The sequence below is a fragment of the Deltaproteobacteria bacterium genome (assembly GCA_016210045.1).
Taxonomy (GTDB): Bacteria; UBA10199; UBA10199.
In genome coordinates, this window is record JACQUX010000016.1 from 1 (window position 1) to 22021 (window position 22021).

Here is a 22021-nt window from a genome sequence, read left to right on the forward strand (position 1 = left end):
CCTTTGGGGAGAGGGCTAGGGTGAGGGGGAGGATTACAAGATAGTGAGAGTCCTGGTGGTCTCCCCCTCACCCAACCCTCTCCCCAAAGGGAGAGGGAGGTGGATACCCCGCCCCTTGGGGCGGGGTGCATTCATTGCCGCCTACAATGCAGGAATGCGATGGAAACGGTCGTAGGCGTTCGAGCGAGGGCCGAGTCCTGCCTCCGGCGCGCTGCGCACGGCGGCCGTGGTGCGGCGCAACGAGGGCTCCACACTCTCGGGTGTGACGCCGAGTGGGGCAGCGGCGATCGCTGTTGCGGCGATGTCGTCGTAGCGGACCGGTTGCGGTGGTGGCGCGTCGAACGGGATACGGCTTGCGATTTCTTCACGCAGACTGCGGCGCGGCGTCGTCGACGGTTCCGGTGGAACGGCGCGCGTCGGACGATAGTCGATCGGACGTTCATCGTCTTTCGGCGTGCTCCTCACGCTCCCCGTTTTTAAATAGCGGTGTGAAGGCACTTCGTCGCTCCGATCGGTCTCGCGACGCGCTTGGCGCGTCTCGCGGGCGGTACGGCTTTCGTCGTCTGCGCCTTGAGTTTCCCACGTGTCGTCACCCTCACCGATCACATCGAGGCCCATCGCCTCGGGGCGAACGGTGAAGTCGGCACGGCGGTCGACACCAAACGGAGTCGCCACCAGGCGATCAATCATCTTCAAGGGACCGGCATAGGGCCCGTATGCAATTTCCGCGTCGGGCCGGACGAGAATGACGTCTCCGTTGCGATCGCGGTCGATTTTTTTCGCCGTGTCACGGGGCGCGGTGGCGGGCTTACTGGGTGCGGGGTGCGGGGCCTTGGCGGAGAAACGGCCGGCGCGCGGTCGTTTGCGGGCTGGGCGGTCGATCAGTTTCGATGCCGTCGCGGCATTGCGGGCGGACTCGGCGGCGAGCAAGTGATCTGTCACGACCGTCGAGTTGGGTTGACCGCTCAGTTGCTGGGCGGTGTCGAAATCGATCTTGCCCTCTTGATAGAGCGACGCGAGCGCCTCCAACTGCGCCTGCCCTGGCGGTCGCCCATAACCAACAGGAATATGTGAGGGAATAAGCGGTTTATTCATAATCGGGTGCTCCTGTCCGAAGGTTTATACCTTATCTTCGGCGGAGCGCCAAAAAAGTTGCTAAGAATTTTCGGCCCTATTGGAGCGACCGCAGTTACGGGCAGGATGGGCCTTTAGCGTTTGTGTCGACCTTCGGGTCCGGTTTGGCGGTGATTTTTTCGAACAGCGCCAATGCAGATTCAATGGCGGCGGGGTCTTCAATCTCGCTGAGCGCTTGCTGTGGCAACGCGTCGAAGCCGAACAGCGCGCCGACCAACAATGCGGCCTTCTCGGTATCGATTTCGGCGTAGGTAATTTGACGTTCGCTCTTACAGCGTACCCAGTCGTTGGCACAGAAATATCCGTCGATTTCTGCATACGTGCCGCTCCACGCGCTGCGTCTAAACTGCAAGATCTTTTCGTATCCAGTCCCCGCGCCCTCATACGCGATGCCGATGATGCCATCCCCCTTTGCGGCGAGCCGCGAGGTGGCCGGTGTCTGTTTCGTGCCGTTGACTTTGTCGACCAGGGTTTTTCCAATGTCGGTTTGGCTGAGGAACGTCACCCCGAGAAATTCGTTTACTGTTTTGGCCAACTCGGCCGTAACCTTGATCCCGCCCATAGTTGCTCTCCTGGTCGTGGTGCTCCCCCGTCTAGCTATTATCGGGCGTCTGCTGGAAAAGTTGCGTCGGATAATTTCTGATCATGGCCATTCCGAACGCGCCAGGATCAAAATCTACAGGCCATCTGAAGGGGGGTGCTCCCAGAGCCTGTCCCGTCCTGCGGAAAAACATCAATGAAATCAATGTGCCGATCGACAGTGCCTGCTATGTCGAAATAATGTTGAGTGGTTTTAATGGGATAACAGTCGTTGACCCGCGTTGTTTAGGGTGCAGTTGCTGAAACGATGCGCGTGCGGAGCCACTGCTCTATAACGGGAAACCGATGTTGTGGTCGAGAAAGGAGCTTCATGATGAATCGATATCCCGCCTGCGGTTGGATTCGGATCTTCCACCCATTCATGCGGAGAAAAATATCGGTCAGAAAATATGCCGTCCGCTTATTGCCATCGACGAAGGCGTGATTGATCAGGAGTGATTCCATGAGGGCCGCAGCCATTTCTATGACATCCTCGTAATGACCGGTCTGTGGTCGATAGAGAGCGCTCTCCAGCAGACCAAGATCTCGAATTCCAGCTGCGCCGCCGAACCGTTCGAGCAACGTATGGTGCAGTTCCAACGACTCATCAACGGTCGGGAAGGCTATCATTTGGCGAGCAATCGCCCAAGTTGTTCATTTTCTTGTAGTGACGCTTCCATATGTTTAAGAAACGTGGGGCGTACACGTTTCCGTTGCAGAAAATCCGCTAAGGCTTCGGTGAGGAGCCCAGAGAGGTTCTGATGGGAATCTTCCGCGAGGCGTTTGAATTCCCTCCAGATCTTGGCATCGACGATGGTGCTGACCTTGAGTCCCATATCTGTACTCCATAGTGCGGACATTTCTTGAAATGTCAAGAAATGTTTGGCGACTCGTGGTCCGCTCCTCAGTCACCAGCCACTAGTCACCGCTTGCGGCGGATCGTCGCCCACCCAATCAAAAACAGCAGCCCGACTGTGGTCACGGGTTTCAGCAGATAGCCCCCGGCACGGTACGGCGAGAACGGGCGGGCGAGCGGGACGTCGGCGAGTAGCAGGTCTTGTTGCTCCAGTGGGAGCGGTGGTGGTTCGCGGCCGAGCGGATCGATGAACGTAGTGATGCCGGTGTTGGTGTCGCGCGCGATCCCGATCCGATTTTCAACGGCGCGGAGTACGGTCAAGTCTTTGTGATAATCGAGCGCGGCCGTTTGGCCGTACCAGCCGTCGTTCGTGATCTCGACAATGAACTGCGCGTCGGGCGTGGCCACGCGGCGGATATAGTCACCGACGATGCTTTCATAACAAATGACCGGTGCCAATGCGAAGTGGCGCGTGCGGAAGGTCTGGGGTCCGGGACCGCGACCGTAGGCCCCGACGCGTTCGGGGAACCAGTCGCGCAAGATCGGAAACGTGTCTTCAAACGGAAGATATTCGCCGAACGCAAGCAGGACATGTTTTTGATACGTCTGCGCGCGTGTTTGTTCGGGCTGTACGAGGAACGCCGCATTGAAGCTGGTCCATCCGCCATGCGCGCGGCGCGTGAACTGGTTGCCGCCGAACAGGAGTGGGACGCGCCACGTGGCGATCCGTTCGGTCAGCAGTTGTTGCAGTCTGCGGTCTTGATCGTAATCGAGCGGGAAGACCGATTCGGGCCAGACGAGGAGTTCCGCGCCGCGCGCCATGGCGGCGTCGGAGAGGAGCGAGAGCTGTTGCAACGATTGATGAATGAAACGCGTCTCTTGCTTCTTCCCGGAATCGAGATTCGGCTGTAGCAGCGCGACCCGCAACTGCGGCGCCGCGGCCAACGTGCGTGTCAGGAATCGTGTCCGGAGCGCGCCATAGCCGAGCAGCGCGATCAGCAGTGCTAATGCTACGCGCAGCGCGATTGTCAGCCGACGCATCCGCCACGCTTCATAAACGGCGTAATTCGTGAACGTGATCAGCAAGTCGATGCCGAACGTGCCGGCCAAATCGATGCCTTGCAACAGAAACCGCCACGGACGGATGATCAGCGCGAAGTCCCAGAAAAACAGCGCCGGAATCGCGTGCCAGCAGACGGTGACCGAAAGAGCGAAGAGGACGGCGCGCGGGAGAGGGAGTCGCTTGCTGAGCCAACGGAATAGGCCGAATCCCGCCAGGCCTTGCCAGATATTGAGTAATCCAAATGCGAGCACGGCCAAGATCGCCAATGGCGCGGAGAGTTCGCCGAAGCGGTGCGTGACGTGGAAGACCCAATAGTAGGCACCGAGCGCGACGAGGTACCAGAGCAGCGTGCTCCCGCCGATCCACGCACGCACGGGGCGGCCTTCCAACGCGACGAGGGCTGGAATGAACATCACGAAGGCGCACGGGGACAGTGCTGGGACACGGGAGCTGACGACAATGGCGATGGCGGAACAGAGTAGCAGCGGGATCTGATGCCGTTTCATGACGTCTTGCGCACGCCGAGCGGGACCGGCATCGATTCGCGCAAGCATGTGTCGTGGCAGACCGGGCAGCGCCCCGGACCTTCGCAATCGGAGCGGCTGGACCAAAACGCCGCGAGCACCGTCTTGGCGCGCGGATCGTCGGAGGTCATGAACTTCAGAAAGTCGAGCAGCTTTGCGCCCGTTTCCGAGCTGATCAAGTGTTCGATCTTGCAGGTGTCGACCTCGGCTTGGTGCGGCTTCACGAGCAGAATTTCTTCGAGGAAGCGACGCAGCACGACTTTCTTGCTGACAATTTCGGCAGCGACCTGTTCGCCTTTGTCGGTGAGCCGCACGAATTTGTTCGCGTCTTCTTTGACGAAGCCTTTATCGAGCAACGTGCGCAGACCGATCGAGGCGCTGGAGCGGGCGATGTTGAGACGCTTCGCGACGTCGGTGATCCGCGCGTAGCCGTGCTCCATGATCAAATCGCGCACCGCGATTAAGTAATGCGCTGCACTGTGCGTGAGTTCGTTGGCCTCGAATTCCTTCCAGACTTCCGTGTGCTCCATATGTGACATGCCCGCTCTTTAGCCCGCGTGGCGGGCCACGTCAATATCGTGGGCGAAGGCGACCGCATCGCTGTTGGCCGGCGGCGCTAGTGGCGCGATATGGACCTGTCCTAAAATTGGTTGCGCTAAATCGATAACTCCATAATACGTACCATGCTATGGAGTCGCTTGCAAAAATTTGTACGGCAACGCGTGCCACGGATTTTCTGCAACGCACTGAGGAGTTTGTGGCATGGTTAAAAGCCGAGATCAAATAATACAAGTCGTGCGGTGCTATCTGGCCTCGCTTGCAAACGATTTCCGCATTACGCAGGCCTACTTGTTTGGTTCCTATGCGCAGGGAACTGCGCGGGAAGAGAGCGATATTGACGTGGCCCTTGTTTCCGAAGATTTTCGGGACAAATCGGAGATGGAGCTGCTTGGATATCTCTCTCAGAAAACCATCCCGGTGCACACGGGGCTCGAGGTGCTGGCATTCACCCCGGAAGAATTGGAGCAGCCGGATCCGCGGACGTTATCCTATCAAGTCAAAACATTCGGTGTCCCGCTCGTTCCTTAAATTCCCCACGGCCCAGGCGAAGAAATCGGGGCGTGTGCCCGACATGTGGAGCGATCGCTGCATCATCCGCCGCGCGGCCCCAACGGTATCAAAACGCGGCCGGGCAACGGAGATATCCAATTTGGCTAATGGGACTTTCATTCACCACCTCTGCCTATCTATCGGCCCGTCCCCAAATAAGTTGCGTGGGTTTTTTTGAACAATTTTATGAGCGGCTTTCTGCCAGTTCGCCGTGGACAGCGCTGGGCCGACTTCGTACAGTGAGGTCATGCATCTCGGCGTGCTCTTTTATTCCGATACGATCGTCTTCGCGCAGCAGCCGCGCGACCTCAAAGGGCGCGCAGTGGCGAATCACGGCCTAGTGCGGGCATTGTTGCGGCCAGGGCGCGGGCATTACGTGACGTTGATTGTCTCGGGTCCGACGGAGCGTCAGTTAGTCCAGGATTTTTTCGGCGAGGTCGTGCGCAGCCCGAACGTCGAGCTTGTGACACTGCGGGAATTGGCCGCAGCGGTGCGCGCGCGGCCGTTGGATGTGCTCCATGTGCTGGGACCCGACTTGTACCGCGGGCTGGCGTTGCGGGCCGCATTCCCAGCGCAGCGTTGTGTGGTCACTGGGATGACCCACACGATTGCGCATGATCCGTTCTTGGGGTGGCTGTGGCTGTCGTTGTTGGCGGGGCCGAGCGCGGCGGATTGCCTGGTCTGCACCGCGCCTACGGCCGAGCAGGCGATTCAGGCGATGCTCGCGACGTGTCGCGCGCGACTGCCCGACGCGGCGCTGGCCACGCGTGTGATTCCGCTTGGGGTCGAGGTTGGCGACTTTGCTCGTGCGGCGCCGCTCTCCCGGGCGACACTGCAACTCGGCGCGGACGATATCGTGTTACTCTCGTGCGCGCGCTTTTCCTATTACACGAAGACCGATCTTATTCCGGTGTTGTTGGCATTGCGCGAACTGACGCGGCAGACGGCTAAGCCGGTGGCGTTGGTATTGGCCGGGGCGACGGGTGAGGAGCGGTATCCCGAATTGCTGCAACTCGTGGCGCAAGAGTATGGCGTTGCCGCGCACGTGCGATTCGTGCCGAATCCGAGCGAGACGACGAAACGAGGCCTGCTGAAGATGGCGGATGTCTTTGTGGCTCCGAGCGATAATTTACAAGAGACGTTCGGCCTCTCGGTGATCGAGGCGCTTGCTGCTGGATTGCCGGTCGTCGCGGCGGACTGGGACGGCTATCGCACGTTAGTCCGCGATGGCGTGGACGGCTTTCTCATCCCAACGTGTGCGCCGCGGCGCTGCGATACGTTGGAACAAACGGCGCCGCTGCAACTCGATTCGCTGGCACAGCTATTCCGCGCGCAGGCCGTCGCGATGGACTTGACCCTGTTGGTGGAGCGGCTGCGGACACTCGTAGAACAAGACGACGTGCGATGTGCGATGGCCGCGCAGGCGGGCGCGCGCGGCCGGACGTTCGATTGGTCGCGGATCGTTCCGCAATATGGCGCGTTATGGCAGGAGTTGGTTGCACAGGCCGCGAATGCTGTGGTGTCTCCGCCGCTCGCTGTAACGCTCGACGCCTACGCCGCGTTTCACCACTATCCCACGACGCGGCTGCAGCCGACGACGCGTGTGCTGGTCACGCCGCGCGGCCAGGAATTTCTCTGCGGAACGCTTCCGGTGCGCATGTACGAAGCGATGGAAGAAATCCTCTCGGTCCCGTTACTCACTGCGCTGCTCCAACGTGCGGCGACGGAAACGACCGTCGATGCGTTGACTGCCGCGTGTGCTCCGCTCGTCACGTCTGCCGATCTCATCCCCTACCACGTTGCCTGGCTCGCCAAATACGGCTGCGTGCGGTTGGGTGGGAGCGACTCAATCCCAAACAACGCGGTGCCGTCATAACGTATTCGGCAAGATGGCTTGGACGTCCGGGCTCAGCTGCTGAATGCTCGTGCGGAGTGCCTTGCCCCATTTGGGGCCGCGATTGATGGCCTCGCGGTACACGGTGCGCAATTCGGTCGGCTGTTCCCGTTGGCACGCGACGAGGAGTTGTGCGGCCTGGAGGAGATCTTTTTCGCGTTTCGGGAGTTCGTGGGTGCCGCGGCGGGAGGCGACAATGAGTTTGTGAATGCTGTAGCGCGTCGGTTGTGGGACGCTGACCGGGATTCCCCCGCGAGGACCGATGAGCACGGTGCGGAGCGGATCGATCAACAAGAAATCGAGGAACGGCAACGGCGCCAGACCTGCGTTGTTGAGTCGGGGCATGCGAAAAAACGGACGCGGGCGACCGCGTTGAGGGGTGAGCAGGTCGATCCGGAGCCCGTGGGGTCCGATGAAGGAGACAGTGGGGTATTTGGGATTGAGGTTGGGGACGGCCCGCAGTGGCGTGCCCTGTTTGCCGAGGAGGTGGACCATGTCGATGGGTGCTGCCGCGCTGCGGTGTTGCTGCGGATCAGGCGCGACGTCGATATCGAGCGTGCGCAGACTCTGGTGTCGGAACGTGGTGCCCAAGAGCCCGGCGTAGGCGGAGAAGGCATGGGAGCCGATCAAGACCCCTTGTTCGTAGATCAGCTGTGCCGCGCTGAGTGCCGCGATGACCGTTGCGACGCTGTCTTCGACGTGGGGAATCCCGCCACGCCGCAACATGGCAGCACGGCGCTGCTCCGTGCGCCGCAGGTTAAGCAATTCTTGGCGACGCCGGCGGCGGACACGGCGATCGGATTCAATGCGCGTCGTAGTCTCTTCCGTCACGGAAGCAACATAGTGTTGGCATGCGATGCCGTCGCGATACGTCTGGCTGTACCAATACGGCTTTCCTTTAACGCGCTTCTGGACATACGTGGCTTCGTTGCGGAGTTGTTGTTCGAGCGCCGCGCGCGCCAGAACAGCCTCTTGAAATTCCAAGAACAGCGTGCGAATCGCGATGTCGAGACGCTCCATCAGTTATACGTTATAGATCGTGAATATTGAAATTTCAACGTATAACTTATTGGGAGACGATTGGTAGCAACTTCCGGAGTGGCCGGCCGATATAACGGCAAAGGAGAATCAGATGGCACATATCGATGGATCGGGGCGGGGGTGTCGGCGGCCGGCGGCGGCAGAGATTGCGCGGGCTCGGCGGCAAGTCGCAGTGGCGCGGGCGGAGATTGGCCTCGGTCGGGCGTTGCATGGCGGGGCGCTCGCATCGCGTCCGCAGGCTGGGTCGGCGCGGCTGCTGGGTGATGTGTTGACCGGCCTGACTGCGAGGGCGGCCACGCGAGTCGGCGCGGCGGTCGCTGTGGGGTTATTTGCGCTCGTCGCGAAACCCGCAGAGCTGTTGGCCGAGGTGCCGGATTATCCGCATGCTGGCGGTCCGGTCACACCGGAGGACGACCGACTGCTCAACCAGGTGTTGTTTGGTGGGGGAGCGATTCTGCATTTCTATTGTCTGGGCACGGGGATCAAGAGCGACAGTACGACGGTGGCACGTGGCATCGGGACGATGACGCCGATGCTGGGACTCATGTTCACGTTTCTCTGGAATATCTGCGCAGTGCACCAAGACATGGGACTCGATCCAGAGACCGTGCTCTGGGGCAATATGGGCGCATTGGGCGCGGGATGCTTCTCGCTCGGTGCATTGGCGCTCGATATGCAGCGCAACAGTACCGCGCAACGGGGCGTGTAGGGACTGTCCAGCAGTGAGGCGAAGCCGGCAGTGAAGGCCGCACGCTGTCAATGCGCTATTTCGGCAATCGTGTGGCAACGCCGGTATAGACCTCGCGGCGGTGGCCGATTGTGTAGATCATGATGTCGCGGCCTCGGACTTCATAAATGATCCGGTAGTCGCCAACCCGCAATTTGCGATAACCATACAGTCCGCGCCGCAGCGGGGCGCCGAAACGGATCGGGTCTTGAACAATGCGCTCTTCGATGGCGCGTTGGATCGTGCGGCGTTGGCGTCGGTCCAGTTGGGGGACGTCTTCGCTCAGGACGGCTGCGTGGTACAACAATCGATACGCCACGCTCATTTCCAGATCTCGTCGTGGGTCAGGGCGGTGCGGCGATTGAAGGTTGCGCGGCGCCGCGTGGCCTTCCGCTGCCAATAGTCGTCTTCCGTGAGCTCAATGGCGTCGCGGATCAGATCGCGCACTTTCATGGAAACGGAGACGTCGTCGCGGTGCGCGAGGCGCTGCACGACCGTCAGCAGTGGACGTTCGAGGGTGACATTGATTCGCGGCAATTGTGTTGGCATCGTACCTCCTCCTGATTTCAGGTGTATCATATGTGATGGACGCTGACAAGGAGGATGTCTTCCTGTGCACAACGGAATGGTGGTGCCGGGAGTCACGTCTGTCGATCTGATTCCCTACCACCTCGCCTGGCTCGCCAAATACGGCTGCGTGCAGTTGGGGGGGACGTATCTACCCCAGGCAATACGTCGCAATCACAATCTCTTTAGACCGTATTTTCATTTTTGTCGTGACCCGCTCTGTGCAACACGGCCAGCGCACGTCAGCGCGCGAAATAAAACGCTAGGAAGAAAATAGAAATGATGTCTGGTGGTTAGGTTGGGGTGATACGTCCCCGAGCAATTTGCGCAGCGTGGTCCCAGGTCCAGCGCGTGTGCATGTCGTGGGCGGCGGCGGCGCCGCGGGCGCGGGCCTCGGTTGGGTGGGTGGCGACGTGGCGGAGTAGTGCCGCGAGGCGATCGGGATCGATGACCGCCCAACGGCCGTGGGTGCCGCGTTGGGGGAAGAACGTGGGGCAGTATGCGTCTTCCAGCGCGTCGACGGCCAGGGGATAGCTATTCGTGGCCGTCAGGTATGCGGTCGGGCCGCTGTAGAACGGCGCGATCACCGGAAGTCCGCAGGCCATCGCTTCGCAGATCGGGAGTCCCCAGCCTTCCGCCTTCGATGCGCTGACGAATGCGTGGGCGGAGTTGTAGAGTCGGGCCATCTCGGTGTCAGTGTGGAGTGGCGACTGGATCAACACGATGTGGCGGCGATTGCGCAATGCCAGCCGATCGATCTCCGCCGCGACGTTGATGCGTTGCAGCGCTGCGACGTGGCTCGTGAAGTGGCAGAGCAGCCAGACTGGGTTGTCGGGCGGGAACGCGCGATCGAACGCGCGGAGTAATTCCACCATCCCTTTGCGCGCCTCCCATTTGCCGACGGCGAGGAAACGGAAGCCTTCCAACGTCGCGAGTTCAGGGAGGGGTTCAAGGCCGGGACGAAAGATCGTTGGATCGACGCCTTCCGGAACGACGTGCACGCGTGCGGCATCGAGTCCGTGTTGTAACAATACGCTGCGGCCCCATGTGGTTGGGACCCAGACTTGGTCGAGTTGCGCCAGTTGATGGATGCCGGCTGCGGAGACGCGATCGGTCTCGAACACGGTGTAGCCAATGCGTGGGTGTCCGCCGAAGCGGTACATCTCTTCGGGGTAATCGAGGTTGATGGTCGGGGCCTGTAGATCGATCGTCTCCAGCCGCGCCAACATGGTGCCCCATGGCCCGGCCAGCAGTTCGTCGGAGAGCGGGCCGTATTTGGGGGCGAGGCAGACGGGGATCAGCCGGTCGAGTGCGGCCGAGAAGCGGCGCGCGTGCAGCGCATAGCCGGTGTGGCCGACAACATTGGCGAAGCAGTTGACGGTGCGCTCAGCTCCCGGCATAGGTGCCGCAAGCTATACGGTGGATTGATGACGTGCACAAACGACAAAAACGATTCGTGTTGGTCCCGCAGCGCTCGTCCCATCCTTGGGCTTTCGCCGATGGATGGGATCACGAATGCGCCGTATCGATTTATTGCGGCAAAGTATGGTCGGCCGGACGTCGTCTTTACGGAATTCGTCCCCGTCGCGGGCCTGATGCATGCGGCGACCCGTTTGCTGCTCGACTTCGAATATGCCGAAATCGAACGACCGGTGGTGGCGCAAGTCTATGGGAGCGATCCACAGGCCTTTTATGCCGTTGTGCACTTAGTGTGCGAACTTGGGTTCGACGGGATCGACATTAATATGGGCTGTCCGGCCAAGAACGTGGCCGGCCGTGGAGCGGGCGCGGGACTTATTCGTACGCCGAAGTTGGCGCAGGCGGTCGTGCGGGCAGTGCAGCGCGGGATCGCCGATTGGTGCGACGGGCAGGACGCTGTGCATGCGGGTGTGCCGGCGGAAGTCATGGCTGCGGCCGAGTCGGCGATCGCACGGCATCGCGCGGTGTGCGGTGGGGCGCGGCGGGCGATCCCCGTCTCGGTGAAGACGCGGATCGGATACGATTCGGTGGTGATTGCCGATTGGGTGCGGACGCTGCTGGAGGTAGAGCCGGCCGCAATCAGCGTTCATGGTCGGACGTTGAAACAATTGTACCGTGGCGCGGCGGATTGGGAGGCGATCGCGCTGGCTGCGACCCTCGTGCGGGGGACGACCACGCAGGTCCTCGGCAATGGCGATTTGACCGACGCCGCAGCGATTGTGGAGCGGTTGCAAACGACGGACGTGGCTGGCGTGTTGATCGGCCGCGCGTCGATGGGCAACCCATGGATTTTTGCGGCGGCGCGGGTGGGCATGGGGCGGGGCGATGCGCATGCGGTCGTCGAACCCACGCTGCCGCAACGATTCGCCGCATTGTTGGAGCACGCGGCGCAGTTGGAAACGTTCAATGCGGGCAATTCGTTTCCACACGTGTATCGCCTCGTGAAGCCGTATACGCACGGCGTGCCGGATGCCGCAGCGCTCCGAGCTGCGCTGATGGCCGCGCGCAGTGTGCGTGAAATGACTGTCGCCGTTCAACAATTCCTCGACGCGTGCGCGCTGACGCACGATCACTTGCGGGAGCAGCCGTCACTCGGGCACTGTGCGTCACCAGGAGAACCCGACGTACGCACGTAAGCACGTACGCACTTGCGCACGCATTTATGCACATCATCCTCGCATCCACTTCGCCGCGGCGCCGGGAACTCCTGGCGCGACTCGATATCGTCTTCGACGTTGTCGCTCCGGACGTCAATGAGGCGTTGCTCGTTGGGGAGTCGCCGCAACAAATGGCGGAGCGCTTGGCGCAATTGAAGGCCAATGCGGTGGCTGCGGAGCGTCCCGGGGCGATCGTGGTGGGCAGCGACACGATCGTGGTGTTGAACGAGGTCGTGTTGGGGAAGCCCGAGTCGCCGGCGGATGCGGAGCGGATGTTGACGACGCTGGCCGGGCGGACGCATGAAGTGATCACGGCCGTCGCGGTGTACGATCCGCGGACGCGGCATACCCATGTCATTGCCGAAGTGGCGTGGGTGCGAATGACGCGGCTCGACGCCGCTACGATTGCCGCGTATGTCGCCTCCGGAGAGCCGATGGACAAAGCCGGGGCTTACGCGGTGCAAGGCTTAGGTGGGCGCTTAATCGAGTCGATCGACGGCGACTACTTCGCCGTCGTCGGACTGCCGCTCCAGGCCACGGCGATGCTGTTGCAGCGCGTCGGACTGGTGATCACAACCGATTTGCATGCGCTGTATAAGGACGTTCGTACGCACGTTAAGAATTGACGTGCCGCAGGAAATATGGTGGATGACCGCGATCATGCCGGTTCCGATCTCACAACAGTGGCGCGTCGCCTCGTATGTCCTCAAGCAAAAGCTGACGGGACGGAAGCGCTATCCGCTCGTGCTGATGCTCGAACCGCTGTTCCGCTGCAATTTGGAATGCGCGGGTTGCGGCAAGATCCAATTCCCGGAAGAGACGTTGAAGAAGCGGCTGACCGTGGCGCAATGTCTCCAAGCCGCTGAAGAATGCGGCGCCCCGATCGTCAGTATTCCCGGCGGGGAACCGTTGATCCATCCCGAAATGCCGCAGATCGTTGAAGGCCTCATTCACCAGAAGCGGTATATCTATCTCTGCACCAACGCGATCTTGTTACAACGGAAGCTAGAACTCTTTACGCCGTCGAAGTTCCTCACCTTCAGCGTGCATCTCGATGGACTGCGCGAAGAACATGATCGCTCGGTCTGTCGCGCCGGGGTGTTCGACCAAGCCGTCGCGGCGATCCAGGCGGCGTTGGCCAAGGGCTTCCGCGTGACGACCAACACCACGTTGTTCGATGGCGCGGAGCCGGAACGGGTGCGGGAATTTTTCGACTTCCTGATGGATCTCAACGTCGAAGGCATGATGGTCTCGCCCGGCTATAGCTACGAAAAAGCACCCGACCAACAACACTTCCTGAAACGCGCGCGCACTAAGGAACTGTTCGCGCGCATCTTGCGAGGACGGCAGCAGAAAAAGTGGCGCTTCAACCAGTCGCCGCTGTTTCTGGAGTTTCTCCAAGGCACGCAAGAATACCAATGCACGCCGTGGGGCAACCCGACGTACAACGTCTTCGGATGGCAGCGGCCGTGTTATCTGCTCGGTGAAGGCTATGTGAACAGCTTCCGCGAGTTAATGGAAACGACCGAGTGGGATCGCTACGGCACCGGCCGCCACGAAAAGTGCGCCGATTGCATGGTCCATTGTGGCTACGAAGCCAGCGCGGTCGACGACACCTTTTCCTCGTGGCGCGGCTTCGCGAAGACCGTGCAACTGACGCTGGGCAGCGGCAAGGCCGCCCCGGATGTCCCGCCGCCGCCGTCAATCTATCAAAAGTCGGCTTGATAGCCTTCCTACGCCCTGTAGACGCAACTTTTCTATCGGGGCGCCGATAACACCGATACCCAGGAGGTCCTATGGCCGTGAGCGGAGTTCGTCATTCGGGATTTGTCCAGCGTGTCACGCAGTTGTTGGCGCCGGGGAAGAGTCCGACGCTGTTGGCCAAATTGCTGCAATCCCCGCGCGGGAGTCGTTACTTTAGTGAGCGGGTCCGGCAAGCACAGCCGCTGTACTGGGAAATACGCACAGATAATACGTGGAACATTAAAAAACGATACCCGAAACGATACCCGAAACGATACTCGGATGAGTTGCCTTTGGTACTAGCGGCTTCGGATGAATTGCCTTTGGTACTAGCGGCTCTAGTGCGGCGTCCCTCCTTCTACCAGCAGTTGATAAGGTTCCATGGTCAAGTCATGCGAGGAGAGTTCCGTGCCTCTGCCGGCGATGCGACGTCGCTCGCTGCCATATTCTTTGGGCACCCGAAGGATGTGCGCAGAGTGCTCCCAAAATATCTCAGAGCGCTTGGCGCGCGGATGTTGGTGGATATTCAGTTGGCGGAGCGGCGGGAGTTTGCGTCGCGGGAGAGAGCATTCGAGAACGCGGCGTCATCGCTCGATCAAACATTATTTCAAGTGGTGACGCGGGCCGAGGCCCTCCGTTGGTCGCAAGCCAATACCGATGTGCTGGCGGACGTCACAGCGATTGAGCGCTCTGCGGGCTTACGCGCTGGCCATCACATACTGGCGCTGCCACCCACTATCCGCACGTTGCGTGCTCGGGGCATGTGCGACATCCCCGATTTCTACCGGCGATTTTTGCAAGCCTATACCGACACAGTGCATGGGTTCGCGATCGTGGCAGGGCTTGTCGAGGCCCTCAAGGATTCCCCATCGTTGCTTGTGGCCTTAGAATTGGCTATGGACATGGCGTGGGAGTCGGGGTTGTCGCCCCAGGACAATTATTTCGATGACCTGGTGGACGCCGTGCGACGGATGGAGCTGGCCGGCGGCGATGGCACGGAACTGCGGGCGATCAAGGCCATGCCGGATATTGCATGGTCGAAAATAGGGATGATACGTCAGCTGCATGCGGATCAAGCATTGGAAGGTCATTCCTCCCGTGCCACTGGCCTATTTGTCGATTGGGGGATGGCTGTTTGGGATCATGTCCACTGGGGTGTGCCGTTGCCGGTCGTCACGGTGTGATTGATACGGAATCCCGTTTTCCGGCGCCAGCCGTTGGAAAAACGCCAACACCTCTTTTCTTTGTCCAGTCGCAGGGTTTACAACACGCTTCGCAATGCAGCGATCCCTCGCAACAGGATTTCCGGAGGTGTGAGGAATGCGCAGACGATGCGCAGGCCGTCGTCCATGTCATAGAAATAACCCGGATGAAAAAAGACGCCGTGGTCGCGCATCAGCGCGCAGAGCAGCGCGTCTTCGTCGGACCAACGTGTCGTTTCGAGACGGGCGGTGAGGTAAAAACCGCCGACGGGTTCTTGGCAGTGCACGTTCGGAATGGCGCGAAGGGCGGCGTATGCCGTGTCGCGGCGACGACGGACTTCCGCGACGAAATCGCACCGGAACGCGGCACTCTGTTCCAGTAAAGCGGGCAACGCGCGTTGGATCGGTTGGTGGACGGAGAGGAACGCGTCTGCAATCCGTGCGAGGTCGTCGAGCAGTCGGGGGAGTGTCGGGTCGATGCCTGTGGCGGCGATCCAGGAGAGCTTGAGTTGCGGCAGCGCGAGCAACTTGGAGATGCCGTTGAGCGTGAAGCAGCGCCATGGTGTGCCGACCGTGATGGTGCGCGGAAATGGGTCGGGGCCGAAATAGCATTCGCTGAAGACTTCATCGCAAATCAGCGCCACGCGATGTTTCGCGGCCAGCGCGATCAGGGCTTGTAACTCGTCAAGCGTGGCAACGCTGCCGGTCGGATTGTGCGGCGAGACGATCGCGATCGCGCGCGTCCGCTCGGTGATGCCGTCTGCGACGGAATCGAGATCGATTCGCCAGCCGCGAGTTTCGTCGAGGTGGTACGGGCACAGTTCGACATGCGCAACGCGGGCGATTTCGTCGAACAGCGGATAGCTGGGGCACGGCACGAGAATCTGGTCGCCCGGTTGGGTCAGCAGATCGCACACATAGCGAAACGATTCGCTGCTGCCGGATGTGAGCGTGATTTGCTCCGGCGGGACCATCGCGCCATGCGCGGCGTAATATCCGCTGATCGCCGCGCGCGCGTCCGGCGCCCCTTGCGGGTCGGGGGTGTAGTCGGTCGCGCGGCCGTGCGGGAGATAGCACGTGTCCAACAGCTCGGTCGGAAACGCGAGCCCATGCTCGGCCGGATTGCCGGAAAACAGCCGCTGCGGCGCCCGTCCCGCGGTGCACAGTGCGCGATAACATTGTTCGATGGGGTTGATGGTGGGGGGCGTCACTTTTCCATCAAATGGCACGCGACGGCGTGTTTGGGGGCGTATTCTTTGAGGGGCGGTTCGATGGTTTTGCAGTGCGGCATCACGTGGGGGCAGCGGGTGTGGAACGGGCAGCCGGACGGAGGATGCAGCGGGCTCGGGACGTCGCCGCCCAGTACTTGGCGTTGGCGTTTTACTTCGGCGGCCGGGTCGGGGATCGGGACCGCGGAGAGGAGCGCCTGCGTGTACGGGTGTTGGGCGCGGAGGTAAATGTCGTCGTATGATGCGAGTTCGACGATATGGCCCAAGTACATGACCGCGATAAAGTCGCTGATGTGGCGGACCACGGCTAAGTCGTGGGAGATGAATAAATACGTCAGATGGAACTGTTGTTTCAGATCGACCAACAAGTTCAGAATTTGCGCTTGAATGGAGACGTCGAGCGCGCTGACCGGTTCGTCGGCGACGATCAGTTTCGGATGCAGCGCCAGTGCGCGCGCAATGCCGACGCGTTGCCGTTGGCCGCCGCTGAATTCGTGCGGATAGCGCCGCACATAGCGCGGATTCATCCCGACGCGATGCAATAGGTCTTGCACGCGTTCTTGCAGTCGCCGGCCATGCGCGGCACGAAACGCGCGGAGCGGTTCGGAGACGATGTCGCCGACGGTCATGCGCGGATTTAACGAGGCGTAGGGATCTTGGAAGATCATTTGGAAGTCGCGCCGTTTCTGCCGCAGTTGCGTGGCGGAGAGGCGGCGGAGATCGACGCCGTCAAAGAGGATTTCGCCGCTGGTTGGCTTGATCAGATTCAAAATCGCGCGGGCCGTGGTGGATTTGCCGCAACCGCTTTCACCGACTAAACCGAGCGTGTGTCCGCGATGTAACGTGAAGCTGACGCCGTCGACGGCGCGGGCCAGCCCAAGCTGTTTGCGGAACACGACGCCTTGGCTGACCGGGAAGTGGACGCGGAGGTCGCGGACTTCAAGGAGTGTGGTTTTTTCCGATGGCGGTGTGGTGGTCATGCGTCGCTCGCTGCTGGGGTTGGGCGGGCCGTCACAGGACACGCGGCGCAATGATCGTGCCCCACTGCCACCAACGGTGGATTGTCGATCCGACACGCTGCCTCGACCAAGTCACAGCGCGGATGGAAGCGGCAGCCGGAGGGGAGGCGCAGCAGATCGGGAGGCTGTTCGCGGATTGGATGGAGTCGCCGATGCCGGGCTTCGTCCAGACGCGGCACCGAAGCGAGCAGCGCTCGCGTGTACGGATGCATCGGACGGTGGAAGAGTTGTGCGGTGGGGCTAAGCTCCACGATTTGGCCGGCGTACATCACGGCGACTCGCTGCGCACAGCCGGCCACCACGCCTAAGTTGTGTGAGATGAAAATGATCGCCATCCCGAATTCGCGTTGCAGTCGTTGCAGCAGTTCGAGGATCTGCGCTTGAATGGTGACGTCGAGCGCGGTGGTCGGTTCATCGGCAATCAGTAGCGCCGGTCGACAGAGCAGCGCCATCGCGATCATGACCCGCTGCCGCATCCCGCCGCTGAATTGGTGCGGGTAGTTGTGGATGCGGCGCGCCGGATCGGGGATGCCGACCAACTCCAACATTTCTAACGCTTGGCGCAGCGCTTGCCGTGACGTGGCGTTGCGATGCACTTCCAAGACTTCGGTCAGTTGTCGCGCCACGCTGAGGAACGGATTGAGTGAGGTCATCGGGTCTTGGAAGATCATCGCGATTTGGTTGCCGCGCAAGCGGCGCAACTCCGCCAACGGGAGGCGCAGCAGATCGCGGCCTTGAAAGCGCGCGGCGGTGCCGCTCACATGTCCCGGCGGTTGCGGGATGAGGCGCAGCAACGAGAGATTCAGCACGCTCTTCCCGCTGCCGCTTTCGCCGACGATCCCGAGCGTCTCGCCCGCTTCGACCGTGAGCGAGACGCCGTCCACCGCGCGAATCACCCCTTCGCGGGTCCGGAATTCAGTCCGTAAGTTGTCGACTTCAAGCAAGGGCATAGGTTTAACGGATACGGCAAAGTGCAAAATGCAAAATATCCAATGCAAAATGGCGGAACCGGGTCCACCCATTTTGCTTTTTGATATTTGCATTTTGCATTTTGCATTTCCCTTTCAGTCTTTCCTCATCCGCGGATCCAACGCATCTCGTAATCCATCGCCTAAAAAGTTCAGCGCCAACAACAGCAGGAACATGACCAAGCTTGGGCAAATGATCATCCACGGATACAGATCCATCGCTTGCGCGCCGTCGGCGGTGAGCGAACCTAAGCTGGCCATCGGGGCCTGGACGCCGAGGCCGAGGAAACTCAGGAACGCCTCTTCCAAGATGATGCGCGGGATCGTCAGCGTCATGTAAATGGCCACCGGCCCCAACGTGTTCGGAATGATGTGCCGCCAAATGATGGTCCGCTTCCGCAAGCCGATTGAAAACGCCGCTTCGATGAATTCCTTGTGCCGCAGGCTGAGGACTTGTCCGCGCACGATTCGCGACATGGTCAACCACTGCACGGCGCCGAGCGCCAAAAAGAGATTGATGATATTGCGACCGAAAATGGTCATCAGGATGATCACGAAAAACATGTACGGCAGGCTGTACATGATGTCGACGAAACGCATCATGGCGTAATCGAGCGTGCCGCCGACGAATCCTGCGGTGGCGCCCCACAACACGCCGATCATCAGGCTGACCACCGTGGCCACGCATCCGACCGCCATGGAGATGCGCAGTCCGAACAGGCAGCGCGTGAACAGGTCGCGGCCCAAGTCGTCGGTGCCGAACCAATGTTGCCAGCTCGGGCCTTGGCCGATTTGGGTGAAGTCGATTTGGTCGAATGCGTACGGCGCGATCCACGGCGTGATGATCGCCAGCGTTGCGAAGAGCGCGACCAAGAAGAGGCTGATCACGGCCATCCGATTGCGCCGCAGTCGGTACCATGCGTCTTTCCAAAGACTCGAGCCGTGCTCCAGCGCCTCGGGATTGGTGGCGATCTCGGCCTCGGCAATGCTCTCTGCAGCGTGTTCCGTCATGCCTTCCGCATCCTGGGGTCTATGACGTGGTACAAAATATCGACGGCGAGGTTGCACAGCAAAATCAACGCACTGAAAAAAACCACCATCCCGAGTGCGACGGTGTAATCGCGATTGATGGCGCTTTGAATGAAGTGGCGGCCGAGTCCGGGGATGTTGAACAATTTTTCCACGACCAGTGAGCCGGACAACAGGAACGCAGTTGCGGGGCCCAAATACGACACGACCGGCAGCAAGCCGCCGCGCACGACATGGCGCAAGACGATCACGCGTTCGCGCAATCCCTTGGCGCGCGCGGTGCGAATGTAGTCTTGGTTGAGCACTTCGAGCATCCCGCCGCGCGTCAGGCGCGCGATCGACGCGGCGTAATAGGAACCGAGCGTGAACGCGGGCATTAAATAATAACTCCAGCCTTCCCAGCCGGCGACTGGGAGGAGGCGGACTTTGAGGCCGAATATGAGTTGCAGCAACGGTCCGAGCACGAAGTCGGGGATCGAGACGCCGACAATGGCGAAGGCCATCGCGCCGTAATCCCAACGCGTGTTGTGATGGAGTGACGCGACGACGCCCATCGTCAGGCCGATGCCGACGGCGACCAGCAGCGCGAAACCGCCCAGTTGCAACGTGACCGGGAGGCCGTCGCGGATCAGTTCGTTCACCGAACGGTCGGCGTAGCGATACGACGGGCCTAAATCGCCGCGCAGGACACCCGACGTGTAGCGGAGGTATTGCCGGAACAACGGTTCGTCCAAATGGTACTTGCGCTCGATATTGCGCATGATTTCCGGCGGGATCGGGCGTTCCTTGTCGAACGGGCCACCAGGCGCGAGCCGCATCAGGAAGAACGCGAGGGTCATGATCACCCAGAGGACGCCGACAGCACCAAGTAGTCGTTGCAGGATAAAAGTCAGCATGTTAGGGACCCAAGCTTCAATCGTGCCTGTTCATTAATGTCAAGGGCAGAACATTGTTTCTCGCTCATAAGGAGGTCTGAATGTTGCGTCGTTGCGCTCCCGTGTTCCGTAGTTTCCTCATCGTCGCCGTGTTGCTCGTCGTTTGCGCGGCGTGCTCCAAAAAACCCGCAGCCCCTACATCTGCACCGAGCGGCGCGACTGCGACGGCGCCGGCCCAGAAGGTCGAGCCGACCGGCGAACGGATCTTGAATTTTCACAACCTCTACGAACCGGAATATCTCGATCCGGGGATGATGAGCGGGCATTACGAACACAACATCGGGGCTTCGTTATTTGAAGGCCTGCTGGAACTCGATCCGAAGGACTCGGCGAAGACGGTGCCAGGCGTGGCTGAACGGTATGACGTCTCGCCCGACGGCACCGTTTACACCTTTCATCTCCGCAAAGACGCGCAATGGTCCGATGGCAAGCCGGTCACGGCGTACGACTTCGTCTATTCCTGGGAACGCGTCTTAAACCCGAAGACCGCATCCAGTTACGCCTTCATTCTGTACTACATAAAAAATGGGAAGGCGTTTAACACCGGCGTCCTGACCGATCCGGCGCAGCTGGGGTTGAAGGCGGTCGATGACGCCACCTTCCAAGTGACGTTGGAACACCCGACGACGTATTTCCCCTCGCTCACGGCGTTCCATAGTTATCGCCCGGTCCCGAAGGCCGTGGTGGAACAATTCGGCAGCGAATGGACCAAGCCGGAACATATGGTCTCCAACGGCGCGTTCATGTTGAAGACCTGGGTTCCGAACAAAGAAATCCTGACGATCAAGAACCCGCGCTATTGGGATGCGGCCAACGTGAAGCTCGCGGGCGTACGATTCCTGCCGATCGAAGACCGCGAGACGGCCTTCAAGATGTACGAAGCCGGCCAACTCGACGTGGCGTGGGAATTGCCGCCGGTCAAGGTGCCTTCGCTGCTGGGACGCCCCGACATGGTCGCGGCGCCGCACTTGGCCACCTACTACTATCGGGTCAATGTCACGAAGCCGCCCTTCGACAATCCGAAGGTCCGGCAGGCCTTCGCGCTCGGCATCGACCGCAAGACGTTGTGTGAACAATATCTGAAGAACATCGAGATCCCGTCGTCGAGCTTTACGCCCGCCGGACTAGGCAACTACGTTCCGCCGCAGGGTTGGGATTTTAATCCAGCCGCCGCGAAACAATTGCTCACCGAAGCCGGTTACGCGGATCCGAGCACCTTCCCCGCAGTCACGTTGCTCTACAACACCGATGAAAAACATAAACTGATCGCCCAAGTCGTCCAACAGATGTGGAAGGAACATTTGGGCATCAGCGTGACGCTGCAGAACGAAGAGTGGAAATCGTATCTGAAGACGATGGAACAATTGAATTACCAAGTCGTTCGCTCGGCGTGGGTCGGCGATTACTCCGATCCGTCCACGTTCCTCGAACTCTACACCAGCACCTCGGGGCAAAATCAGACCGGGTGGAAGAACGCCGAGTTCGACAACTTAGTCATGCAGGTTTCGAAGACGGCCGATCCGAATCAGCGGAATGTCCTGATGCAACAGGCCGAGTCGCTGTTGCTCAAAGAGGCGCCGGTGTTGCCGGTCTACACCTACAAGAAGCATATGTTGGTGCGGCCGTACGTGAAGGGGTTTTACCCCACGGTGCAAGATCTCCACCCGATGAAGTTCGTCTCGCTGGAAGGTCCCACCGCGACGGCACAGCAGTAAACGCTTCCCTCTCCCTTTGGGGAGAGGGCCAGGGTGAGGGGGAGATGAGG

The 22021-nt window shown here is 60.4% G+C and carries 23 protein-coding genes; 8 read left to right on the top strand and 15 right to left on the bottom strand.

What is annotated here, in order from left to right; translation table 11 throughout:
* Positions 1 to 141: 141 nt before the first annotated feature.
* The 6 genes from HY696_04505 to HY696_04530 all read right to left on the bottom strand — a co-directional run bounded on the left by HY696_04505 (position 142) and on the right by HY696_04530 (position 4695).
* Entirely contained in the window at positions 142 to 1095 is a 954-nt protein-coding gene (locus HY696_04505) for a hypothetical protein (protein MBI4237667.1), read from the bottom strand.
* A gap of 94 nt (positions 1096 to 1189) precedes the next feature.
* A complete protein-coding gene (locus tag HY696_04510; GenBank protein MBI4237668.1) occupies positions 1190 to 1696 on the bottom strand; it encodes a hypothetical protein in 507 nt (168 codons plus the stop codon).
* A gap of 263 nt (positions 1697 to 1959) precedes the next feature.
* Complete coding sequence (locus tag HY696_04515; protein ID MBI4237669.1) at positions 1960 to 2343, bottom strand: type II toxin-antitoxin system death-on-curing family toxin; 384 nt, start codon at positions 2341 to 2343, stop codon at positions 1960 to 1962.
* Entirely contained in the window at positions 2340 to 2549 is a 210-nt protein-coding gene (locus tag HY696_04520; GenBank protein ID MBI4237670.1) for a hypothetical protein, read from the bottom strand. The genes HY696_04515 and HY696_04520 overlap by 4 nt, the downstream gene beginning before the upstream one ends.
* Positions 2550 to 2635: 86 nt before the next feature.
* Positions 2636 to 4186 carry an apolipoprotein N-acyltransferase gene (gene lnt, locus HY696_04525; GenBank protein MBI4237671.1) on the bottom strand — a complete coding sequence of 517 codons (1551 nt, stop codon included), beginning with the start codon at positions 4184 to 4186 and terminating at the stop codon, positions 2636 to 2638.
* Entirely contained in the window at positions 4135 to 4695 is a 561-nt protein-coding gene (locus tag HY696_04530) for a metal-dependent transcriptional regulator (GenBank protein MBI4237672.1), read from the bottom strand. The genes lnt and HY696_04530 overlap by 52 nt, the downstream gene beginning before the upstream one ends.
* Before the next feature lie 223 nt (positions 4696 to 4918).
* Here HY696_04530 and HY696_04535 point away from each other — a divergent pair, with 223 nt between their 5' ends.
* Positions 4919 to 5245 carry a nucleotidyltransferase domain-containing protein gene (locus HY696_04535; GenBank protein MBI4237673.1) on the top strand — a complete coding sequence of 109 codons (327 nt, stop codon included), beginning with the start codon at positions 4919 to 4921 and terminating at the stop codon, positions 5243 to 5245.
* 232 nt (positions 5246 to 5477) lie between these two features.
* Positions 5478 to 7142 carry a glycosyltransferase family 4 protein gene (locus tag HY696_04540; protein ID MBI4237674.1) on the top strand — a complete coding sequence of 555 codons (1665 nt, stop codon included), beginning with the start codon at positions 5478 to 5480 and terminating at the stop codon, positions 7140 to 7142.
* On the opposite strand, the gene HY696_04545 is transcribed toward HY696_04540, so the two are convergent.
* Entirely contained in the window at positions 7137 to 8180 is a 1044-nt protein-coding gene (locus HY696_04545; GenBank protein MBI4237675.1) for a hypothetical protein, read from the bottom strand. The two genes, HY696_04540 and HY696_04545, sit on opposite strands and share 6 nt — an antisense overlap.
* A 112-nt stretch (positions 8181 to 8292) precedes the next feature.
* Here HY696_04545 and HY696_04550 point away from each other — a divergent pair, with 112 nt between their 5' ends.
* Positions 8293 to 8910: a hypothetical protein gene (locus HY696_04550; GenBank protein MBI4237676.1), complete on the top strand. Its 618-nt coding sequence runs from the start codon at positions 8293 to 8295 to the stop codon at positions 8908 to 8910.
* A 55-nt stretch (positions 8911 to 8965) separates the two neighbouring features.
* Here HY696_04550 and HY696_04555 read toward each other — a convergent pair whose 3' ends face one another.
* The 3 genes from HY696_04555 to HY696_04565 all read right to left on the bottom strand — a co-directional run bounded on the left by HY696_04555 (position 8966) and on the right by HY696_04565 (position 10895).
* Complete coding sequence (locus HY696_04555; GenBank protein ID MBI4237677.1) at positions 8966 to 9253, bottom strand: type II toxin-antitoxin system RelE/ParE family toxin; 288 nt, start codon at positions 9251 to 9253, stop codon at positions 8966 to 8968.
* Positions 9250 to 9477, bottom strand: coding sequence for a toxin-antitoxin system, antitoxin component (locus tag HY696_04560; GenBank protein MBI4237678.1), 228 nt, complete (start codon positions 9475 to 9477; stop codon positions 9250 to 9252). Before HY696_04560 ends, HY696_04555 begins: the two co-directional genes overlap by 4 nt.
* Before the next feature lie 311 nt (positions 9478 to 9788).
* Positions 9789 to 10895: a glycosyltransferase gene (locus HY696_04565; GenBank protein MBI4237679.1), complete on the bottom strand. Its 1107-nt coding sequence runs from the start codon at positions 10893 to 10895 to the stop codon at positions 9789 to 9791.
* 27 nt (positions 10896 to 10922) lie between these two features.
* Here HY696_04565 and HY696_04570 point away from each other — a divergent pair, with 27 nt between their 5' ends.
* The 4 genes from HY696_04570 to HY696_04585 all read left to right on the top strand — a co-directional run bounded on the left by HY696_04570 (position 10923) and on the right by HY696_04585 (position 15058).
* Positions 10923 to 12110: a tRNA-dihydrouridine synthase gene (locus HY696_04570; protein MBI4237680.1), complete on the top strand. Its 1188-nt coding sequence runs from the start codon at positions 10923 to 10925 to the stop codon at positions 12108 to 12110.
* A 26-nt stretch (positions 12111 to 12136) separates the two neighbouring features.
* On the top strand, positions 12137 to 12757 hold the full coding sequence (maf, locus tag HY696_04575) for a septum formation inhibitor Maf (GenBank protein ID MBI4237681.1): 621 nt from the start codon (positions 12137 to 12139) through the stop codon (positions 12755 to 12757).
* A 34-nt stretch (positions 12758 to 12791) separates the two neighbouring features.
* Entirely contained in the window at positions 12792 to 13856 is a 1065-nt protein-coding gene (gene hpnH, locus HY696_04580) for an adenosyl-hopene transferase HpnH (GenBank protein ID MBI4237682.1), read from the top strand.
* A gap of 530 nt (positions 13857 to 14386) precedes the next feature.
* Positions 14387 to 15058 carry a hypothetical protein gene (locus HY696_04585; protein MBI4237683.1) on the top strand — a complete coding sequence of 224 codons (672 nt, stop codon included), beginning with the start codon at positions 14387 to 14389 and terminating at the stop codon, positions 15056 to 15058.
* 77 nt (positions 15059 to 15135) lie between these two features.
* Here the strand turns inward: HY696_04585 and HY696_04590 are convergent, their stop codons facing one another.
* From HY696_04590 to HY696_04610, 5 genes are all read right to left on the bottom strand, one after another.
* Positions 15136 to 16305: a pyridoxal phosphate-dependent aminotransferase gene (locus HY696_04590; protein MBI4237684.1), complete on the bottom strand. Its 1170-nt coding sequence runs from the start codon at positions 16303 to 16305 to the stop codon at positions 15136 to 15138.
* Positions 16284 to 17285: a dipeptide ABC transporter ATP-binding protein gene (locus HY696_04595; protein MBI4237685.1), complete on the bottom strand. Its 1002-nt coding sequence runs from the start codon at positions 17283 to 17285 to the stop codon at positions 16284 to 16286. Before HY696_04595 ends, HY696_04590 begins: the two co-directional genes overlap by 22 nt.
* On the bottom strand, positions 17282 to 18274 hold the full coding sequence (locus HY696_04600) for an ABC transporter ATP-binding protein (protein ID MBI4237686.1): 993 nt from the start codon (positions 18272 to 18274) through the stop codon (positions 17282 to 17284). The genes HY696_04595 and HY696_04600 overlap by 4 nt, the downstream gene beginning before the upstream one ends.
* Positions 18275 to 18388: 114 nt before the next feature.
* Positions 18389 to 19303 carry an ABC transporter permease gene (locus tag HY696_04605; GenBank protein MBI4237687.1) on the bottom strand — a complete coding sequence of 305 codons (915 nt, stop codon included), beginning with the start codon at positions 19301 to 19303 and terminating at the stop codon, positions 18389 to 18391.
* Positions 19300 to 20217: an ABC transporter permease subunit gene (locus HY696_04610; GenBank protein ID MBI4237688.1), complete on the bottom strand. Its 918-nt coding sequence runs from the start codon at positions 20215 to 20217 to the stop codon at positions 19300 to 19302. The genes HY696_04605 and HY696_04610 overlap by 4 nt, the downstream gene beginning before the upstream one ends.
* 80 nt (positions 20218 to 20297) lie before the next feature.
* Between HY696_04610 and HY696_04615 the strand changes: the two genes are divergently transcribed.
* Positions 20298 to 21971 (top strand): peptide ABC transporter substrate-binding protein, encoded by a 1674-nt coding sequence (locus HY696_04615; GenBank protein ID MBI4237689.1) that lies wholly within the window; start codon positions 20298 to 20300, stop codon positions 21969 to 21971.
* The last annotated feature ends 50 nt before the right edge of the window (positions 21972 to 22021 follow it).

Excerpts from the sequence above, each read along its gene's own strand:
- HY696_04505 (MBI4237667.1), bottom strand. The coding sequence starts at position 1,095 with ATGAATAAACCGCTTATTCCCTCACATATTCCTGTTGGTTATGGGCGA.
- HY696_04510 (MBI4237668.1), bottom strand. The coding sequence starts at position 1,696 with ATGGGCGGGATCAAGGTTACGGCCGAGTTGGCCAAAACAGTAAACGAA.
- HY696_04515 (MBI4237669.1), bottom strand. The coding sequence starts at position 2,343 with ATGATAGCCTTCCCGACCGTTGATGAGTCGTTGGAACTGCACCATACG.
- HY696_04520 (MBI4237670.1), bottom strand. The coding sequence starts at position 2,549 with ATGGGACTCAAGGTCAGCACCATCGTCGATGCCAAGATCTGGAGGGAA.
- lnt (MBI4237671.1), bottom strand. The coding sequence starts at position 4,186 with ATGCTTGCGCGAATCGATGCCGGTCCCGCTCGGCGTGCGCAAGACGTC.
- HY696_04530 (MBI4237672.1), bottom strand. The coding sequence starts at position 4,695 with ATGTCACATATGGAGCACACGGAAGTCTGGAAGGAATTCGAGGCCAAC.
- HY696_04535 (MBI4237673.1), top strand. The coding sequence starts at position 4,919 with ATGGTTAAAAGCCGAGATCAAATAATACAAGTCGTGCGGTGCTATCTG.
- HY696_04545 (MBI4237675.1), bottom strand. The coding sequence starts at position 8,180 with ATGGAGCGTCTCGACATCGCGATTCGCACGCTGTTCTTGGAATTTCAA.
- HY696_04550 (MBI4237676.1), top strand. The coding sequence starts at position 8,293 with ATGGCACATATCGATGGATCGGGGCGGGGGTGTCGGCGGCCGGCGGCG.
- HY696_04555 (MBI4237677.1), bottom strand. The coding sequence starts at position 9,253 with ATGAGCGTGGCGTATCGATTGTTGTACCACGCAGCCGTCCTGAGCGAA.
- HY696_04560 (MBI4237678.1), bottom strand. The coding sequence starts at position 9,477 with ATGCCAACACAATTGCCGCGAATCAATGTCACCCTCGAACGTCCACTG.
- HY696_04565 (MBI4237679.1), bottom strand. The coding sequence starts at position 10,895 with ATGCCGGGAGCTGAGCGCACCGTCAACTGCTTCGCCAATGTTGTCGGC.
- HY696_04570 (MBI4237680.1), top strand. The coding sequence starts at position 10,923 with ATGACGTGCACAAACGACAAAAACGATTCGTGTTGGTCCCGCAGCGCT.
- maf (MBI4237681.1), top strand. The coding sequence starts at position 12,137 with ATGCACATCATCCTCGCATCCACTTCGCCGCGGCGCCGGGAACTCCTG.
- hpnH (MBI4237682.1), top strand. The coding sequence starts at position 12,792 with ATGCCGGTTCCGATCTCACAACAGTGGCGCGTCGCCTCGTATGTCCTC.
- HY696_04585 (MBI4237683.1), top strand. The coding sequence starts at position 14,387 with ATGTTGGTGGATATTCAGTTGGCGGAGCGGCGGGAGTTTGCGTCGCGG.
- HY696_04595 (MBI4237685.1), bottom strand. The coding sequence starts at position 17,285 with ATGACCACCACACCGCCATCGGAAAAAACCACACTCCTTGAAGTCCGC.
- HY696_04600 (MBI4237686.1), bottom strand. The coding sequence starts at position 18,274 with ATGCCCTTGCTTGAAGTCGACAACTTACGGACTGAATTCCGGACCCGC.
- HY696_04605 (MBI4237687.1), bottom strand. The coding sequence starts at position 19,303 with ATGACGGAACACGCTGCAGAGAGCATTGCCGAGGCCGAGATCGCCACC.
- HY696_04610 (MBI4237688.1), bottom strand. The coding sequence starts at position 20,217 with ATGCTGACTTTTATCCTGCAACGACTACTTGGTGCTGTCGGCGTCCTC.
- HY696_04615 (MBI4237689.1), top strand. The coding sequence starts at position 20,298 with ATGTTGCGTCGTTGCGCTCCCGTGTTCCGTAGTTTCCTCATCGTCGCC.